Here is a 15,820-nt window from a genome sequence, read left to right on the forward strand (position 1 = left end):
AAATCTGAAGTGATTTACATCATAATTGCAGAAGTTTTACTTTAAAGCATCCTTTTTTAAAGGCAAAAAAAAAGACCACCTTTCGATGATCTTTTCACAAATATTTAGCTAATGATTATTTAACTTGTTCTTCAGCTCTTGCAATGTAAGCATCAATTAACTGTGCTTCTTGGCTTTCAGGATACTGAGATTTAATTTTGTTATAAGCTTCAGCAGCACCTTTAAAATCTTTAAGATTTTCGTTTACTAAACCTAATTTCTTTAAAAACATTGGCGAAGTAAATTTGCTTGCTTTATCAGCCGCTTTTTTATAATATGTCGATGCTTGTTTGTAATCTTTTAACTCACTGTATGCATCGCCCAACAAACCTAAAGCTAATGGATCTGCAACCGGACTACCAGTAGCACTATATTTACTTAAAGCATCAATAGCTTGTTTGTATTCGCCTTTACGCAAATAAATACCACCTAAGTATAAGTTAGCTAAATTAGCCGATTTTGTATTATCGTAATCTTTAGCAACTTGCTCTAAACCCGGATAACCGCCTTCGCCTTTAATTGCTTTGTTAGATAAAGAATCTACGCCGATTAGTTGCTCAGCTTTAAACATTTTACTTGCAGCTTCTTCAGCACGATCTTTTAAGTAAACGTTTTGGTACCAAAAATAAACACCAATTAAAACAACTACAGCACCAGCTATAAATAGCAGGCTTTTATTGTTTTCCTGTAAAAAAGAACCTTTTCTAATAGGTTGAGTTGTCTGATTATCTGTTGTAGACATGTTTGTTTAAAAAATTTAAGATTGCAAAAATACGTTTTTCAATCAAAGTATCAACCTTTATTTTTAAGTATTTGATTAAACTTTAGTTATTTAGAAGCTAGAAATACCTTAACTCGTATTTCCATTATCGTAACAAACTAATTAAAGTGTTAAACCAGGTTTTATTATCGCTAAAAATGCCTCTGTAGTTAATAACGAGGTAAACGGTTTGACTTTCGGAATTGCTTATAAAAGATTTAATGCGAATGGGTTGCCAAAATGCGCCAAAGTTTTTTACGGATGTTGCCGGATATAAATCATCGAACCCCATATAAACTTCTTCAATGTGTGAAAGTGGAAGTTCCAAATGTTCATCGCCTGTAATGAAAAGCCCATTTGATGCAAGTAAAATATTACCGTTATGACTGTGAATTGGTTTTATAAAGGAAAATATTCCGGCAATATTTTTCAACCAACCATATCTTTTATTATCATTTAGTTCGTAATCGTATGACCAGAGAACATTGCCTTCTAACATTTTTTGTGCTACCATCATAATTATATTAAGATGAATGTAGGCTTTAATTTTTAACATTAACCATTTGAAGGGTAAAAATTAGGTAAATTGCGACAGATTTATGTGGTTAAAGAATATTACCCTTCTTAATTTTAAAAATTATAGCGATGCCGGAATCAGCTTTTCTGAAACCGTGAACGTATTTACTGGCAATAATGGCTCGGGCAAAACAAATATGTTAGATGCCATTCATTATTTGTGTTTATGCAAAAGTTATTTCAACCCAATTGATGGACAACAAATCAAAACCGGTGCTGATATTTTTATGATTCAAGGTGATTTTGACCGCAACGACAGAAATGAAAAAATTAGCTGTGGCGTAAAAAGAAGCCAGAAAAAGCAGTTCAAAAGAAATAAAAAAGAATACGATAAACTTGCAGATCATATTGGTTTGTTCCCCGTTGTAATGGTTTCGCCTTACGATGTAAACCTGATTATGGAAGGCAGTGAAGAACGCCGCAAGTTTATTGACAATGTAATTTCGCAAACTGATTCGCATTATTTAGACCAGCTAATTGCATACAACCGCATTTTAGCCAACCGCAATGCGATGCTAAAACAAATTGCCATCACTAAAAGGTATGACCCTACTCTACTCGAAATTATGGACGAGCAATTGGTTTTGGCCGGCAATAAAATCTTCGCCACGCGAAAAGCCTTTATGGATGATTTTATCCCGCTATTTAACCAGTACTACATTTACCTAACGGATAACAATGAGCTGGTTGATTTAAATTATCAATCTCAGTTAATTGAAACACAATTTGACGAATTGCTGAAAAAATCAGTTGAAAAAGACAGGGTTTTAGAGCGCACTACAACTGGTATACATAAAGATGAGCTGGTGTTTAGCATACACGAAATGCCACTCAAAAAATTCGGTTCGCAAGGTCAGCAAAAATCATTTTTAATTGCCTTGAAACTTGCTCAATATGCATACCTGGCAAAAAATAAGGGCTTTAAACCTTTGCTTTTATTGGATGATATTTTCGACAAATTAGATGATAACCGCGTTCAGAAATTAATGCAGATGGTTTCGCATCACGATTTCGGTCAAATTTTTATTACCGATACCGGCATAGAAAGGGTAAAATCTATTTTTAAAAAGATAGAAGTTGATGTAACTTTGTTTGAAGTAGAAAACGGACAAATTCAAAATGCGTAAACCTAACGATGTTACCTTAAAAGATGCCATCAGCAAAATGCTTGATGTGTACAGAATACGCCGTAAATTTGACGAAACCTCTATCGTTGCAATTTGGCCAGATATAATGGGGACTGCAATTGCAAACCGAACCAAGCAAATCTACATCCACGATAAGAAACTATTCATCAGGATAGAATCATCAGTAATAAAAAATGAATTGGTTTTGGTTAGAGCAGGAATTATCCAAAAACTAAATGACCACGCAGGCAGTATTGTAATAAATGAAATTGTGTTTCTGTAGAGATAATTTATCACCCTAATATAAACACAAAAAGGCCGGCAATTACAATTGCCAGCCTTTTTGCGAATTAAAGTCTTTGATCTGTTTTAACTTATCCCTTACCACCGAATACTTTTGAAAGAATCCAGATAACCAGGGCAACGACAATTACTACAATTATAATTCCCGACCAAACGCCGGCTTTAAAAATACCTTGAGCCAATTCGCAACTGCTTAAGGTGGTGCATAAAAATGCAATAAGTACTAAAGGCAATGTTCTTTTCATCTTGATGTTAATTTGGTATATCTAACATCAAACACGCAAGAAAGTTTTATTTAAAGCCTATTTGCCGTTAACTTTTAACAATTCTACCTCAAAAATTAAAGTGCTGTAAGGTGGAATATCCGAACCTGCACCACGCTCACCATAAGCTAAGTTGTAGGGTATAAAGAATTTATATTTTGAACCTGCTGGCATCAACTGTAAACCTTCTGTCCAACCTGGAATAACTCTATTTAATGGGAAGCTAATTGGCTCACCTCTATCGTAAGAGCTGTCGAATTGTTTTCCACTTAATAAGGTTCCTTTGTAATGAACCAATACAGAATCAGTAGCCGATGGCTTAACACCATTACCAGGCGTTAATACTTCGTATTGTAAACCACTGGCCGTAGCCTGTACGCCAGCACGTTTTTTGTTTTCTTCTAAAAACGTTTGTCCTTCTTTTATCATAGGTGCAAATTTAATTTTATTCGCTTCGATTTCAGCTTTATTTTTAACCAAGGATGCCTTGTTAATTGCATCGCTAATACATTGTTGCGATTGTTCTAATGTTAAAAGACCTTTATTCCCTGCAAAAGCATCTTTCAAACCTTTTAATAATACATCGTAATTTAAGGTAGATAAACCAGTAGTTTTCAAACTTGCGCCGATAGACGCACCAAAAGCATAACTTGTAGAATCTAACGATGATTTTAATGCAACTGCTGCAACTGGCTTAGCAGCAGTTTTAGTTGTTGTAGCAGCCTTTTTAGCTACAGGTTTTTTAGTTTGTGCAAATGATGTGATAGCGATACCAGAAACTAATACCGTTAAGAAAATGTTTTTCATTTATTTTATAATGATTTAATTGGCGAAAGATACAAAACTTATAAAACATAAAAACCCCGAAATATTTCGGGGTTTTTATGTTTTATGTTTCAAAATTGCTTAGAAACGCTCGTCTGCTTTGAAGAAGAAGTTACCTTCAATTTCAGCGTTCTCGTCAGAATCTGAACCGTGAACCGCGTTAGCATCGATTGATTTAGCATACTTTTGACGGATTGTACCTTCTGCAGCTTCAGCTGGATTGGTTGCACCGATTAATTTTCTGAAATCTTCAATTGCATTGTCTTTTTCTAAAATAGCTGCAACAATTGGACCTGAAGACATGAAACCTACTAAATCCTTATAGAAAGGACGTTCAGCGTGTACAGCATAAAACTGACCAGCAGTTTCTTCAGTTAGTTTAGTATATTTTAATGCAATGATTTTAAAACCTGCATTTGTAATGTCATTTAAAATAGATCCGATATGGCCGTTTGCAACTGCATCTGGCTTAATCATTGTAAAAGTTCTGTTAGTGCTCATTGTGCTTTGATATCAATTTTTGTGCAAAAGTACATTATTATTGATGAAAGAAAAAGCCCAGATGCAATCTCTTTCATCAAACAAAGAGCATGTTAAACAAATCTGTTATAGCATTGTTCGTAAAAATTATAAAGATGTATTATACAAAAGCAATTAAACCATTAAATAACAGTTTAACTAATACTAAATTTAATTAGCTTTGCAGCGCAAAAACTATGCTTACATTAACAGAATTAAAATCCCTTCTGGCTTCGCCACAGAAAATTGTTATCACTACACATCATAAACCTGATGGTGATGCAATGGGCTCGTCGTTAGGTTTATATGGCTACCTTATTCAAAAAGGGCATCACGTAAAAGTGATTACCCCAACTGATTATCCAACGTTTTTACATTGGATGCCTAATAATGCTGATGTTGTAATTTTTACCGAGGAAAGAGAAAAAGCAGCAAAACTTGTTGAAGAAGCCGCGTTAATATTCTGCCTTGATTTTAATACCTTAAGCAGAATTAACGAACTTGGCGAATTAGTAAGGGCTGCCGAAGCTAAAAAAGTGATGATTGACCATCACCTTGAACCCGAAGATTTTGACGATTACCGCCACTGGGATATTAACGCTTGCGCAGCCGCACAATTGGTTTATGATTTTATTGTAAATCAGCTTAATGATAGCGATGGCATTAATAAAGATGTAGCAACTTGTTTGTACACAGGCATCATGACCGATTCGGCATCTTTCCGCTTTCCATTAGCCACTTCAAATGTTTATCGCATTGCGGCAAATTTAATTGATTTAGGTGCCGAACACTGGAAAATACACCAACTGGTATATGATAATGCCAGCGAAGACCGTTTAAGATTTTTAGGCTACTGCTTATCAAACAAAATGGAGGTTTTTCGCGAATTTAATACGGCAATTATCACCGTTACTAAAGAGGAACTTGCAAAATACCACAGTGCGACTGGTGATACCGAAGGGGTGGTTAATTATGCCTTATCTATTAATGGAATTAGATTGGCGGCATTAATTATCGAAAGACCAGATAAAGTTAAATTATCTTTACGTTCTACCGGAGATTTCCCTGCAAACGAAATATGTAAGAAATATTTTAACGGTGGCGGACATAGAAATGCCGCAGGTGGAGCTTCAGATAAATCGCTGACAGAAGTTATCGAAGAATTTAAATCAATTTTACCAGATTATAAAAGTCAGTTAATCGCTTAAATTTAAAACAGAAATATAAATAATATTGAAATTACGCAACTAGTTTCATGACCAAAAAACAATTCAAATAATATAATGAAAAAAGGAATTATTATTCTATTTGCAGCAACAATGGGTTTAGCTGCATGTAACAATTACAAAAAAGGCGAAGGCGATTTGCAATACAAAATCTTAAAAGATGAAGGCAAAGAAAAAATTAAAGAAGGCGATTTTGTAAAATTAAACGGTATTCAAACTGTAGAAGGTAATACTGACGCAGATTCTACCTTGGTTAATACTTACGATAACGAGCGCCCTGCGTTTTTCCCAATCAACAAATCGATGTTCAAAGGCGATTTAGTTGCGGCTTTAAAGATGTTAGGCGAAGGCGATAGCGCATCTTTCAAATTAAATTTAGATTCGATGGCTAAATATTCTGGCCAACCTAAACCAGCTGGTTTAAAATCTAACTACGCAACTTTTACAGTTAAAATCGAAAAAGTATTACACAAAGCAACTAACGAAGCTGATTCTACTTTCGAGAAAAAGAAAAGAGATTTCTTTGAAGCAGAATACAAAGCTTTAATCGACAAAAATAAAGCTAACGAGCCGGCAAAAATCAAAAAATACATTGACGAGAATAAATTAGAAGTTAAAACAACTGCTTCAGGTTTAAACTACATCATCGAGAAACCAGGCAACGCAGAAAGAGCTGCATTAACTGATACTGCAATCGTTGATTACACTGGTCAATTCACTAGCAAAAAAGGCGACGGTAAGATTAATGTTTTTGATACATCTAACGAAAAAATTGCTAAAGATGCTGGCATCCACTCTCCAATGGCACAATATACTGCTCGTCCGTTGGTGTTAAACCAATTGGCACCAGGTTTTGTAGAAGGTGTTCAATTAATTGGCGTTGGTGGTAAAATCAAAATCATCATCCCTTCAAAATTAGGTTACGGCGAAAATGGTGGTGGTCCAATCAATCCATTTACACCGCTAGTTTTCGATATCGAAATCAAAGCAATTAAAAAAGGTCCGGCTGGTGCACCAGTTGCAGCACAACCACAAGCTGCTTCGGTACAATAATTAAAATAAAAATATTTTCTAAAGCCTCAGGATTTATAATTCTGAGGCTTTTGTTTTTAGGTGAAACCTAGTTACATCAAACTTACGAAGTCTAATAAGCATCTTCAATTGCAGACTTCGTAAGTTTCCAGTACCGCAGTTTAAATTCTAGAGCTTTTGTTTTTTTTTGAAGCACAGGGTTATTCGTTCTTCGGCGAAACCTGTCCCGCCAATGCTGCAATCTTTTGGCGAAACTTACGAAGTCTAACAAGCATCTTCGAGCTAAGACTTCGTAAGTTTAAAGAGCCAAAAGTATTTCCGCGTATGTCGGGGCTATTTTACAACGGTTGCTTCAATGTTAAATTAGGTACAAAGATTTCCCCGCTGCGGTCGAAATGACGGTAAATCATAAGTGGAAACCTTGAGGGGAACTCCCCTCCCTTTTTTAAGGAGGGGTTGGGGTGGTTTGCTCCTCTTATGAGAAAAGCCGTTGTTTTTAAACCTGATAGAAACGAGCACGAAGTGTAACGAAGTAAAGTGGATAGCAGGGCTACAAACCGCCAAATGTACCGGAGCATTCATTTCCAAAAAACCTTTTAAACATCAGCACTTAAAAAACATTAATTTCTTCAGCAATTTACCTTTCGAAGCATTATCCTTACCTTCGCACTATGATTTTTACCGATACCCACACCCATTTATATTACGAGCAGGATGCAGAAAAACAGGCCCAATTAATGGAACGCTGCTTTGAAAATAATGTGAACCGTTTGTTTTTGCCGAATGTGGATGTGGCTTCAATTAAGATGATTGATGATTTGGTAGAAAAATACCCTGAAAACTGTTTCGCAATGGCAGGCTTGCATCCTTGTGATGTTAAAGATGATTACGAGGCCCAACTCGAAAAAATTTACAGCAGTATCGATGGCAGAAAAATTTATGCAATCGGCGAAATTGGTATCGATTTGTATTGGGATAAAAGTACATTAAGCATTCAGCAAGATGCTTTCAGGAAGCAAATTAATTGGGCTAAAGACTTGGGCTTGCCAATCGTAATTCATTGCCGAGAAGCTTTTGATGAGGTTTTTGAAGTTTTAGAAGCTGAAAAAGATGATAAACTGAGGGGGATTTTCCACTGCTTTACCGGAAACGAGCAGCAAGCCAACCAAGCGATAAACCTAAACTTTTACTTAGGAATTGGCGGCGTTGTAACGTATAAAAAAGCTGGCTTAGATTTGGTTTTAGCAAATGTTCCTTTAGATAAATTAGTGCTTGAAACCGATTCGCCTTACCTTGCTCCCGTTCCGTTTAGAGGCAAACCGAATGAAAGCAGTTATTTGATTTATGTGGCACAAAAACTTTCAGATATTTATCAGGTTTCAATTGAGGAAATTGCAAATATTACTACTGAAAACTCTAAAAAGATTTTTGGGGTGTAAATCTAATTTACTTCTCGTCATTGCGAGGCACAAAGCAATCTGCATTTACTATACAAACATGCAATTCCGCTTAACTAAGCCTTAGTACAAAACCTACGTTCTACTTAAATCGGCCTAACAAATTTTTCGGGAAGCACAGTGTAAGCCAATTTAATGCCTTTAATAGAAAAACGGCGAAGCCCTCATGAATGCCAATGAAAACAATAATACAAATGAATAATTTTCAGGCGACACCTTTTTTTCTTTTTGTGTAAAAAGAAAAAAGCCCGTCCGGCCAGGACAATTATAGTTCCAAAAGCAGCTAGCTTAAATGCAAAACCAACATCATTTTATAATTGATGTATGAATTACAAATCTTTTGCGTTCTTTTGCGCTGAGCAACCTATTACCAACCAAATGACAAAAATATTGATAATTTATACCGGTGGCACCATCGGTATGGTAAACGATCCGGATAATGGAATGTTAATTCCTTTCGATTTCGACCAGATAAAAAATAACGTTCCTGAACTTAACCGTTTAAATTATCAATTAGATGTCCATTCTTTCGACCCGGTTTTGGATTCATCAAATATGGACCCCGAAATTTGGAAAACCTTAGCCGAACTGGTTTATAAAAATTACGATTTATACGATGGTTTTGTAATCCTACACGGCTCTGATACAATGGCTTTTACCGCTTCGGCATTAAGTTTTATGCTGGAAAACCTGAGTAAACCTGTGGTTTTAACCGGTTCGCAATTACCTATCGGACAAATTCGTACAGATGCAAAAGAGAACTTAATTACGGCTTTGGAAATTGCCGCGACAAAAGAAAAAGGCAAAGCGCTTGTGCCCGAAGTTTGCATTTATTTCGATGCCCAGTTATTCAGAGGCAACCGTTCTATCAAATATAACATCGAAAAATTTGAAGCTTTCCGTTCGCCCAATTATTCATTATTGGCAGAGGCTGGTGTACATTTACAATTTCACACCAACTATATTTTAGATGCTCCGGAAGAGCGTTTGAACTTACGCACCAACTTTAATCCGAATATTGGTGTGCTTAAACTTTACCCTGGTATTACGCCGCAAGCCGTTCAGGCCATTACCGAATCGAAAGTAGATGCCATAATTTTGGAAACTTTTGGCTCGGGTAATACGACAACGGCAACATGGTTTTTAGATAGCTTGAAACAAGCAATAGACAGCGGAAAAATCATTGTAGACATTTCGCAATGCAAAAAAGGTTCTGTCCAGTTAGGGCGTTACGAAACCAGTAGAGATTTACAACAAATGGGTATTTTAAGTGGTTTCGATTTAACTTTTGAAGCTACGGTAACCAAACTGATGTTTGTAATGGGCTTAGGTTTACCAATCGAAGACAGCAAGAAACTAATGGAAAAATCGTTGCGTGGCGAGATGACAAACGACTAAACTATTGCATCATCGCTTTGCGTTTTCAGTAGAATACCTTTATTTTAGTTGCATATCTTCTTATCCTTAAAAAAGAAATTTATGCCCGATAAAATCATCATTGGTGTAACAGATTGTAGTAAATTCGAAATCTATCGCGATTGGGTTTTAAGTTACGATGAACGTGTTGAAGTGATTCAACTTGGCTATAAACTTAATAATTTCGACGACATTAAAAATTGCGTCGGCATTGTATTAACCGGTGGTGAAGATGTTCATCCACGCTTTTACAATCAGCCAGAATATTATCCATATTGCTACGATGATGATATTGATGAACAGCGAGATGAATTTGAATTTAAGGTTTTAGCCTATACCGAAGAAAACCAGATTCCGGTTTTAGGTATTTGTAGAGGCATGCAGGTTGGTAATGTATTTTTTGGTGGCAATTTAATACCTGACATTCCGACCTGGGGGAAATTTGCACATTCTAAAATGCCCGACAAAAGCGATAGATACCACGAAATTTTAGTCAATCCATCTTCATGGTTAAGCCAAATTGTAAATACCGATAAGGGTTTAGTAAATAGCAATCACCATCAAAGTACAGATAGGATGGCAAAGGGTTTTGTAGTGAGCGCCATTACAGCCGATGGAGTTGCCGAAGCAATGGAACGTTTGCATCCCGAAGGAAAATCTTTTCTGCTTTTTGTACAATGGCACCCAGAAAGGCTAAAAGACAAACAAAGTCCGTTTAGCAAGAATTTGCACAATGCTTTTATTAATGCGATTTTAAGGTAAGTTAATTTAACCGCAAAGCGCACGGAGATGAAACGCAAAGAACACAAAGCTGGTTGTTTAACGGCATAATCTTCTTTTTCTTTGCGATAAACTTTGCGTTCTCTGCGGTTAAAATAATTTCAAGTATTTACATGCATTGGTAGTAAAGAACAGATCTGCGTGATAATACCTCACCCCAAAACCAGTTCCAATTCTTTTTTATTAAATTGCCGATTAATAATTTTCGATTCATCTATACTAATATTAAATGAGAAAGCTATTCCTGATTATTTCTTGCTGCATTTTTACAGCGAATGTATACGCACAAACCATCGTAAATGAAACTGAAATTGGCGATGGTGATGCCATTGCAGTGCAAACACCAATTGCAATAATTCCTGAACCGGTTTCTGTAATGAAGAAGACCGGAATGTTTACTTTGCCCGAAAATGTAACCATTCATGCGGTAAAAAGTGGCGAATTAAAACAATCAATTGCCTTTCTAACAGATAGAATCACAACATCAACAGGCAAATTTGTAAGTACGGCAAACAATGCCGCGCATCCAACCATAAAATTAATTTTGAATGCTCAGGCAGATGCTCAACTTGGAAATGAAGGTTACAAACTGAACATCAATCCGACACAAATTGTAGTTACCGCAAATAAACCTGCCGGGATTTTTTGGGGTGTACAATCCTTAATTCAATTATTTCCTACACAAATCGAAAGCAAAGAATTAGTTAAAAATGTAAAATGGCAAGCACCGTGTGTTGATGTAATCGACTACCCAAAATTGGGCTGGAGAGGCTTAATGTTTGATGTTGCCCGTCATTTCTTTACTAAAGATGAAGTTAAACGCTTCATCGATGATATGGTTCGTTACAAGTTTAACTTATTACACTGGCATTTAACAGATGATGAAGGCTGGAGAATTGAAATAAAGGGTTTACCTAAACTTACCGAAGTTGGTGCCTGGAGTGTAAAAAAGGTAGGTACTTTTGGCGATTTTATTCCGCCTACGGCTGATGAACCACGTACCTATGGCGGTTTTTATACACAAGATGACATTAAGGAAATTGTACAATATGCACAAGAGCGTTTTGTAAATATTATGCCCGAAATTGATGTTCCCGGACATAGTTTAGCTGCCATCGCTTCTTACCCTGAATTATCTTGCACGCCTGATGCTGTAAATTACAAAGTACGTTCTGGCGAAAAAATTATGGACTGGAGTCGCGGTGCACCACCATTGGCTTTGGTTGATAATACGCTTTGTCCGGCAAATGAGAAGGTTTATGTTTTCTTAGATACCGTAATTACTCAAGTTGCAAAACTTTTCCCTTTCGAATATATACACATGGGTGGCGATGAAGCACCGCATAATTTCTGGGAGAAAAACGACCAGGTTAAACAATTAATGCAACGCGAAGGCTTAAAAACCATTCCACAAGTACAGGCTTATTTTGAAAAACGAGTAGAACAAATTGTGGTTTCGAAAGGTAAAAAGTTTATGGGTTGGGATGAAATTTTAGAGGGTGGTGTTTCGCCAACGGCTTCTGTTATGAGTTGGAGAGGCTTAAAATATGGAATTCAGGCTTCAAAAGATAAACATAATGTGGTGATGAGTCCGACGGATTTTGCATACCTCGATTACATGCAGGCCGATGTAATTACCGAACCGAAGGTTTATGCCTCACTCCGTTTAAATAAAACTTACCAGTTCAATCCTATTCCGGCAGGTGCCGATCCAAAATACATTATTGGCGGTCAGGCGAATTTATGGACGGAACAAATTTTCAATTTCCGTCAGGTACAGTATATGCTTTGGCCAAGAGCTTTTGCGATTGCTGAATCAGTTTGGAGTCCGATTGAGAAGAAAAACTGGGTTAATTTTGTAGATAGAACTGAACAACATTTTCAGCGTTTAGATTTAGCAGAAACCAAATATTCTGCTGCAATTTACGACCCGGCAATTAGTGTTAAGAGAACGGCAGATAAGCAATTAATGATTGAATTAACACCAGAAATTGATGGTTTGGACATTTATTACAGCTTTGATAACTCTACACCCGATCGTTTTTATCCTAAGTATACATCGGCTATTACACCTCCAAAAGATGCAAGTATGCTACGCATCATTTCTTATAAAGGTAAAAATCCTGTTGGCAGATTAATTAGCTTACCAATTGCCGATTTACAGAAGAGAAGTAGATAATGGGTAAAGAAATCGAAAGAAAATTTCTGATTAATTTGATAGAATGGGATAAATTAGAAAAACCTGCCGGAAAACATCTGAGGCAAGGCTACATTTTAACCGACCCAAATAAAACCATTCGGGTAAGAATTTCTAATGATAAGGCTTGGTTAACCATCAAGGGTATATCAATTGGGGCAACACGACTGGAATATGAATATGAAATTCCAACAGAGGAAGCCAAAGAATTATTGGATAATTTCTCAGAAGCTGAATTGGAGAAAATCAGATATGAGATCGCTTATAAAGAAAAGCTTTGGGAAATTGATGTTTTTTCAGGCAATAATAGCGGTTTAATTGTTGCCGAAATCGAGCTTGAAACGGAAGACGAAATTTTTGAATTACCCGATTGGGTTGCCGAAGAAGTTACACAGGAGCAAAAATACTTCAATTCAAACTTAACTAAATACCCTTTTAAGGATTGGAAATAAACAACAAAGGTTCGCGATAATGCGAACCTTTGTTGTTTAGAGAATTGTTTTACTTCAACTATGTGCATAAATAAATCTTTCACATTTATTTCCTTTTAAACGCATTTCCTATATTCGCTTATTCAAAAATCATCCTTGTTTAATTTTTAATCAGTTATCCCGAAAAGACTGATTACAGACAGAAATTTTAAACAATTAACAAATACAAAAGGATGAAAACAACTAAATTTTTAATGAGTGCGGTTATCGCAACAACGCTGTTTTTGGTAAGTTGTAAACCGAAAGATGCAGATATTCAGGCTGCTGTACAAGCTAAAGAAGCGGCAGGAATTACAGTTTCCGTTTTAAAGGGCGATGTAACACTAACCGGAGAAGTTGCAGACGAAGCTGCAAAAGCCAAAGCCGAAGAAATTGCCAAAGCGGAAAAAGGTGTTAAATCAGTTATCAATAGTTTAACAGTTAAAACCATTGCGCCAGTTATTATTGCCGAAGACCCAATTTTAGCAAAAAATGTTACTGATGCTATTAAAGATTTCACTACAGTAAAAGCTGAAGTTAAAGATGGCGTGGTTAAACTTACGGGAGAAATTAACAGAGCTTCGTTAATGACGCTTTTACAACGCCTAAGCGCATTAAAACCTAAAAAAATCGACAATAAACTAACCATAAAATAACTTGAACAATGGGATTACAAGAAAAATATAAGGCATTAACGGATGCAGCAATTTCTGCTGGCATTGCAAACTTAGCCGTACGAGAGCAAGATGGAATTTTATACATTGACGGAACGGCAGCCAACGCGGTATCGAAAGATAATCTTTGGGAAATTTACAATCAAATCGACCCTAATTTTACTTCAGGCGACTTAGTTTTAAATGTTAACGTAGCAATTGATGTAGCCGTTACGAAAGCAAAAGTTATGACTAAAAGCAGCAATTTAAACATCCGCAAAGGCCCGGGAACCGACCAGCCAATTGTTGGTAAAGCTGCTCACGATGAAATTATTACACTGGTAAACCGTAGTAATGACTTATGGTGGTTAGTTCGCACTAAAGATGGAGAAGAAGGTTATTGTTACGCACAATACCTGGAACCTCAAGCTTAAATTTTTGAATCATTTACAAAAACGCAACCTTTAAAAAAGGCTGCGTTTTTTTTACATCATATAACTGAGTTTAATTAAATTAGAAGTTATAAAATTTTAAAATGGACAGTAAATTAAAAGATGGTGATAAATGCAAGGTAATCGTGGGAACGCACAAAGGTAAATTGGGTATTGTTAGCGATATAAACACTAGCAAAACGGGTCACATTACCATTACGGTAGAGCAAAACGACGGTGTTCGGTTTAAAACCCTAGGCAGAAACGTAAAAGTTTTGAGTTAAACTACTGTAATTTTCAAACTGAAACACATAAGTAACCATATGTTTATATATTTTAATCGAAAAATTACTAAATTCGGCTGCCGATAAGGCGAACCAAACATTATGAAAAACTCTTTATCAGAACAAAGTTTAGAATCGCTTACCAAACAGCGAAACTTATTAAAAGGTGCTGCAATTGGTCTGGGCATTGTATTCCTTTTAGCATTTGGCATAATTTTATATATAGCCATGCAGAAGAAAAACTTTGGATTAATTGCTGTGCTTCCGGCAAGTATGATTACTTTATTGCCAATTCTTATCCGTTTCGGTCAAATCAATACAGAAATAAAATCCAGACAAGTTAACTAGTGAATACTAACGCTCAATCCCTACATCACAATTGCTTAAACTGCAATCGAGAAGTAATTGAAAATTATTGCCAAAGTTGCGGTCAAAAAGCCAGCACCCACCGGTATTCTTTAAAACATTTTGTTGAACACGATTTTATACATGGCATTTGGCATGTTGATAAAGGTGTTTTATATACAATAAAAGAACTCTTTACCCGACCAGGGCACAGTGTTAGAGAATTTATTCAGGGTAAGAGGGCAAAGTTTTTTAGCTTCGTTACATTAATCGTGATTATTCTTGCTACTTCTGGCTTATTAGCGCCATATACACACATTCGCATAACCGATTTAATGCCTGAAAACATTAAGGAACAGATGAATTCTTTTGAGAAGTTCACCACAAAGAATCCAAAAATTGTTATCTTAATTTTGATACCGGTTTATTCGTTGTTCACTTCCTTGTGGTTCAGAAAAGCAAAACTAAACTACAGCGAACATTTGGTTTTAAACTCCTATAAAACTGCTGGCGAATTAATTATTGGCTTACTGTTTACCATATTAACAATATTCTACACCAATACCACCACGCTGTTTTATATTTATTACCTATTCATTGGCTTAGGCGGAATGGTTTATACGGTTTGGTTTTACAGCCAGTTTTTCGGTGGGTATGGTTATTCGAAAAAAGCAGCGATTTTAAGAGCGATAATGGTTCCAATATCCTACATATTCCTATCCGGAATTATTGGATTTGTATTGGGTGTTATTGGATCGATTAAAAAGTAAGGTGCTGCTGGAAAAGTTCGATTAACTTATTTTTTTGGCGAGCGGAATTGACTGATTCGTTAAAGTTCTTCTTAATTAGGCCCTGTCGCTTGTTTAATTTATTTTGTCCTAGCCGGACTGGCTTTTTCTTTTTTTTGGCAAAAAGAAACAAAAACCACCGGCTGAAAATTTTTGTATTCAAGTAACTGCTTTGGCTCTTTGTTGCATCCCCAAAAATTTATTTGGCCGGAAAAAAGTAGAACGTGGATGATGTACTTTGGCCTTACAATGAGCAAACAATAACCAAATTACTAATTAACAAATCTCAATGAACAATTACCAATCAACAATTGAGCAATTTATCAATT

At 36.0% G+C, this 15,820-nt stretch carries 19 protein-coding genes; 14 read left to right on the plus strand and 5 right to left on the minus strand.

Annotated features, from left to right (window positions below):
- Positions 1 to 115: 115 nt before the first annotated feature.
- Positions 116 to 781, minus strand: a complete 666-nt coding sequence (locus R2Q16_RS01980; protein WP_290239024.1) for a tetratricopeptide repeat protein — start codon at positions 779 to 781, stop codon at positions 116 to 118.
- 124 nt (positions 782 to 905) lie between these two features.
- The gene (locus R2Q16_RS01985) at positions 906 to 1,355 is read right to left on the minus strand and encodes a hypothetical protein (RefSeq protein WP_316734851.1); all 450 of its coding nucleotides are present in this window, start codon (positions 1,353 to 1,355) and stop codon (positions 906 to 908) included.
- Positions 1,356 to 1,398: 43 nt separating this feature from the next.
- Between R2Q16_RS01985 and recF the strand changes: the two genes are divergently transcribed.
- Positions 1,399 to 2,502 (plus strand): DNA replication/repair protein RecF, encoded by a 1,104-nt coding sequence (gene recF, locus R2Q16_RS01990; protein ID WP_316734852.1) that lies wholly within the window; start codon positions 1,399 to 1,401, stop codon positions 2,500 to 2,502.
- Entirely contained in the window at positions 2,495 to 2,785 is a 291-nt protein-coding gene (locus R2Q16_RS01995) for a DUF721 domain-containing protein (protein ID WP_316734853.1), read from the plus strand. The genes recF and R2Q16_RS01995 overlap by 8 nt, the downstream gene beginning before the upstream one ends.
- Before the next feature lie 91 nt (positions 2,786 to 2,876).
- Here R2Q16_RS01995 and R2Q16_RS02000 read toward each other — a convergent pair whose 3' ends face one another.
- The 3 genes from R2Q16_RS02000 to R2Q16_RS02010 form a co-directional block, all read right to left on the minus strand.
- Positions 2,877 to 3,050, minus strand: a complete 174-nt coding sequence (locus tag R2Q16_RS02000) for a hypothetical protein (RefSeq protein ID WP_316734854.1) — start codon at positions 3,048 to 3,050, stop codon at positions 2,877 to 2,879.
- 57 nt (positions 3,051 to 3,107) lie between these two features.
- Positions 3,108 to 3,875 carry an FKBP-type peptidyl-prolyl cis-trans isomerase gene (locus R2Q16_RS02005; protein ID WP_316734855.1) on the minus strand — a complete coding sequence of 256 codons (768 nt, stop codon included), beginning with the start codon at positions 3,873 to 3,875 and terminating at the stop codon, positions 3,108 to 3,110.
- 99 nt (positions 3,876 to 3,974) lie between these two features.
- The gene (locus tag R2Q16_RS02010; RefSeq protein WP_188416819.1) at positions 3,975 to 4,394 is read right to left on the minus strand and encodes a nucleoside-diphosphate kinase; all 420 of its coding nucleotides are present in this window, start codon (positions 4,392 to 4,394) and stop codon (positions 3,975 to 3,977) included.
- Positions 4,395 to 4,609: 215 nt separating this feature from the next.
- On the opposite strand from R2Q16_RS02010, the gene R2Q16_RS02015 reads away from it, so the two are divergent.
- The 12 genes from R2Q16_RS02015 to R2Q16_RS02070 all read left to right on the plus strand — a co-directional run bounded on the left by R2Q16_RS02015 (position 4,610) and on the right by R2Q16_RS02070 (position 15,473).
- Positions 4,610 to 5,620 carry a DHH family phosphoesterase gene (locus R2Q16_RS02015; protein WP_316734856.1) on the plus strand — a complete coding sequence of 337 codons (1,011 nt, stop codon included), beginning with the start codon at positions 4,610 to 4,612 and terminating at the stop codon, positions 5,618 to 5,620.
- Between the two features lie 75 nt (positions 5,621 to 5,695).
- The gene (locus R2Q16_RS02020; RefSeq protein ID WP_316734857.1) at positions 5,696 to 6,691 is read left to right on the plus strand and encodes an FKBP-type peptidyl-prolyl cis-trans isomerase; all 996 of its coding nucleotides are present in this window, start codon (positions 5,696 to 5,698) and stop codon (positions 6,689 to 6,691) included.
- Positions 6,692 to 7,341: 650 nt separating this feature from the next.
- On the plus strand, positions 7,342 to 8,109 hold the full coding sequence (locus R2Q16_RS02025; protein ID WP_316734858.1) for a TatD family hydrolase: 768 nt from the start codon (positions 7,342 to 7,344) through the stop codon (positions 8,107 to 8,109).
- A gap of 396 nt (positions 8,110 to 8,505) precedes the next feature.
- Positions 8,506 to 9,525: a type I asparaginase gene (locus R2Q16_RS02030; RefSeq protein ID WP_316734859.1), complete on the plus strand. Its 1,020-nt coding sequence runs from the start codon at positions 8,506 to 8,508 to the stop codon at positions 9,523 to 9,525.
- An 81-nt stretch (positions 9,526 to 9,606) separates the two neighbouring features.
- Positions 9,607 to 10,305 carry a gamma-glutamyl-gamma-aminobutyrate hydrolase family protein gene (locus R2Q16_RS02035; RefSeq protein ID WP_316734860.1) on the plus strand — a complete coding sequence of 233 codons (699 nt, stop codon included), beginning with the start codon at positions 9,607 to 9,609 and terminating at the stop codon, positions 10,303 to 10,305.
- A 247-nt stretch (positions 10,306 to 10,552) separates the two neighbouring features.
- Positions 10,553 to 12,502, plus strand: coding sequence for a beta-N-acetylhexosaminidase (locus tag R2Q16_RS02040; protein ID WP_316734861.1), 1,950 nt, complete (start codon positions 10,553 to 10,555; stop codon positions 12,500 to 12,502).
- The gene (locus tag R2Q16_RS02045; RefSeq protein ID WP_316734862.1) at positions 12,502 to 12,972 is read left to right on the plus strand and encodes a CYTH domain-containing protein; all 471 of its coding nucleotides are present in this window, start codon (positions 12,502 to 12,504) and stop codon (positions 12,970 to 12,972) included. The genes R2Q16_RS02040 and R2Q16_RS02045 overlap by 1 nt, the downstream gene beginning before the upstream one ends.
- Positions 12,973 to 13,184: 212 nt before the next feature.
- Positions 13,185 to 13,646, plus strand: coding sequence for a BON domain-containing protein (locus R2Q16_RS02050; RefSeq protein WP_316734863.1), 462 nt, complete (start codon positions 13,185 to 13,187; stop codon positions 13,644 to 13,646).
- An 8-nt stretch (positions 13,647 to 13,654) separates the two neighbouring features.
- The gene (locus tag R2Q16_RS02055; RefSeq protein ID WP_316734864.1) at positions 13,655 to 14,077 is read left to right on the plus strand and encodes an SH3 domain-containing protein; all 423 of its coding nucleotides are present in this window, start codon (positions 13,655 to 13,657) and stop codon (positions 14,075 to 14,077) included.
- Between the two features lie 101 nt (positions 14,078 to 14,178).
- Positions 14,179 to 14,358, plus strand: coding sequence for a KOW motif-containing protein (locus R2Q16_RS02060; protein ID WP_316734865.1), 180 nt, complete (start codon positions 14,179 to 14,181; stop codon positions 14,356 to 14,358).
- A gap of 102 nt (positions 14,359 to 14,460) precedes the next feature.
- Entirely contained in the window at positions 14,461 to 14,706 is a 246-nt protein-coding gene (locus tag R2Q16_RS02065; protein ID WP_316734866.1) for a hypothetical protein, read from the plus strand.
- Positions 14,706 to 15,473: a DUF3667 domain-containing protein gene (locus tag R2Q16_RS02070; RefSeq protein ID WP_316734867.1), complete on the plus strand. Its 768-nt coding sequence runs from the start codon at positions 14,706 to 14,708 to the stop codon at positions 15,471 to 15,473. Before R2Q16_RS02065 ends, R2Q16_RS02070 begins: the two co-directional genes overlap by 1 nt.
- The last annotated feature ends 347 nt before the right edge of the window (positions 15,474 to 15,820 follow it).

The sequence above is a fragment of the Pedobacter aquatilis genome, from assembly GCF_032678425.1.
In the GTDB taxonomy this organism is placed as follows: Bacteria; Bacteroidota; Bacteroidia; order Sphingobacteriales; family Sphingobacteriaceae; genus Pedobacter; species Pedobacter aquatilis_B.

Excerpts from the sequence above, each read along its gene's own strand:
- R2Q16_RS01980 (WP_290239024.1), bottom strand. The coding sequence starts at position 781 with ATGTCTACAACAGATAATCAGACAACTCAACCTATTAGAAAAGGTTCT.
- R2Q16_RS01985 (WP_316734851.1), bottom strand. The coding sequence starts at position 1,355 with ATGTTAAAAATTAAAGCCTACATTCATCTTAATATAATTATGATGGTA.
- recF (WP_316734852.1), top strand. The coding sequence starts at position 1,399 with ATGTGGTTAAAGAATATTACCCTTCTTAATTTTAAAAATTATAGCGAT.
- R2Q16_RS01995 (WP_316734853.1), top strand. The coding sequence starts at position 2,495 with ATGCGTAAACCTAACGATGTTACCTTAAAAGATGCCATCAGCAAAATG.
- R2Q16_RS02000 (WP_316734854.1), bottom strand. The coding sequence starts at position 3,050 with ATGAAAAGAACATTGCCTTTAGTACTTATTGCATTTTTATGCACCACC.
- R2Q16_RS02005 (WP_316734855.1), bottom strand. The coding sequence starts at position 3,875 with ATGAAAAACATTTTCTTAACGGTATTAGTTTCTGGTATCGCTATCACA.
- R2Q16_RS02010 (WP_188416819.1), bottom strand. The coding sequence starts at position 4,394 with ATGAGCACTAACAGAACTTTTACAATGATTAAGCCAGATGCAGTTGCA.
- R2Q16_RS02015 (WP_316734856.1), top strand. The coding sequence starts at position 4,610 with ATGCTTACATTAACAGAATTAAAATCCCTTCTGGCTTCGCCACAGAAA.
- R2Q16_RS02020 (WP_316734857.1), top strand. The coding sequence starts at position 5,696 with ATGAAAAAAGGAATTATTATTCTATTTGCAGCAACAATGGGTTTAGCT.
- R2Q16_RS02025 (WP_316734858.1), top strand. The coding sequence starts at position 7,342 with ATGATTTTTACCGATACCCACACCCATTTATATTACGAGCAGGATGCA.
- R2Q16_RS02030 (WP_316734859.1), top strand. The coding sequence starts at position 8,506 with ATGACAAAAATATTGATAATTTATACCGGTGGCACCATCGGTATGGTA.
- R2Q16_RS02035 (WP_316734860.1), top strand. The coding sequence starts at position 9,607 with ATGCCCGATAAAATCATCATTGGTGTAACAGATTGTAGTAAATTCGAA.
- R2Q16_RS02040 (WP_316734861.1), top strand. The coding sequence starts at position 10,553 with ATGAGAAAGCTATTCCTGATTATTTCTTGCTGCATTTTTACAGCGAAT.
- R2Q16_RS02045 (WP_316734862.1), top strand. The coding sequence starts at position 12,502 with ATGGGTAAAGAAATCGAAAGAAAATTTCTGATTAATTTGATAGAATGG.
- R2Q16_RS02050 (WP_316734863.1), top strand. The coding sequence starts at position 13,185 with ATGAAAACAACTAAATTTTTAATGAGTGCGGTTATCGCAACAACGCTG.
- R2Q16_RS02055 (WP_316734864.1), top strand. The coding sequence starts at position 13,655 with ATGGGATTACAAGAAAAATATAAGGCATTAACGGATGCAGCAATTTCT.
- R2Q16_RS02060 (WP_316734865.1), top strand. The coding sequence starts at position 14,179 with ATGGACAGTAAATTAAAAGATGGTGATAAATGCAAGGTAATCGTGGGA.
- R2Q16_RS02065 (WP_316734866.1), top strand. The coding sequence starts at position 14,461 with ATGAAAAACTCTTTATCAGAACAAAGTTTAGAATCGCTTACCAAACAG.